The sequence below is a fragment of the Pyramidobacter porci genome (assembly GCF_009695745.1).
GTDB lineage: Bacteria > Synergistota > Synergistia > Synergistales > Dethiosulfovibrionaceae > Pyramidobacter > Pyramidobacter porci.
This window is the reverse complement of record NZ_VUNH01000020.1, coordinates 1-1,128: the sequence shown is the minus strand read 5'-3', so window position 1 is coordinate 1,128 and position 1,128 is coordinate 1. Positions and strand designations below refer to the sequence as shown.

At 60.5% G+C, this 1,128-nt stretch carries 1 protein-coding gene; it reads left to right on the top strand.

Features of this window, described 5'->3' with window-relative positions; all coding sequences use genetic code 11:
• Nucleotides 1-1,128 (top strand): elongation factor Tu (gene tuf / locus FYJ74_RS11570; protein ID WP_154529720.1); only part of this gene is annotated, 1,128 nt, incomplete at its 5' end.

Below are 1,128 nucleotides of genomic sequence, written 5' to 3'. Positions count from 1 at the left end.
AAGACCACGCTGACGGCAGCGATCTCGCACGTCCTGTCGAAAGCCGGTTACGCGGAAGAGACCAAATTCGACCAGATCGACAAAGCGCCGGAAGAGAAAGAACGCGGCATCACCATCAACATCTCCCACATCGAATACACCACCGACAAACGCCACTACGCCCACATCGATTGCCCCGGCCACGCCGACTACATCAAGAACATGATCACCGGAGCGGCACAGATGGACGGAGCCATCCTCGTGGTAGCGGCTACCGACGGCCCCATGCCCCAGACCCGCGAACACGTGCTGCTCGCCCGCCAAGTCAACGTCCCGGCGCTGATCGTGTTCATGAACAAAATCGACCTCGTCGACGACCCCGAACTCCTCGACCTCGTGGAGATGGAAGTGCGCGAACTGCTGAGCAAATACGGCTTCCCCGGCGACGAAATCCCCATCATCCGCGGCAGCGCGCTGAAAGCGCTGGAAGAAGGCACCGGAGCGCGCGACGACAAATGGAGCAAACCCATCTGGGACCTGCTGGACGCGTGCGACAGCTACTTCCCCGAACCCCAGCGGGAAATGGACAAACCCTTCCTGATGCCCATCGAAGACGTCTTCACCATCACCGGCCGCGGCACCGTCGTCACCGGTCGAGTCGAACGCGGAGTCATCAAACCCGGCGACGAAGCCGAAATCGTCGGCATCAAAGACACCCGCAAAGTCGTCATCACCAGCCTGGAAATGTTCCGCAAAATGCTCGACGACGCCGAAGCCGGCGACAACGTGGGAGCGCTTCTTCGCGGCATCGACAAGAGCGAAGTCGAACGCGGTCAGGTATTGGCCAAACCGGGGAGCATCCAGCCCCACAAGAAATTCAAAGCCGAAGTGTACGTGCTGAAGAAAGAAGAAGGCGGCCGCCACACCCCGTTCTTCAACGGGTACAAACCCCAGTTCTACGTGCGCACCACCGACGTGACCGGCTCCATCAAACTGCCCGAGGGAGTGGAAATGGTCATGCCCGGAGACAACAGCACCTTCGAAGTGGACCTGATCGCGCCCGTGGCGATGAACGAAGGACTTCGCTTCGCCATCCGCGAAGGCGGCCACACCGTCGGCGCCGGCGTCGTCTCTCAGATCCTCGAGTAA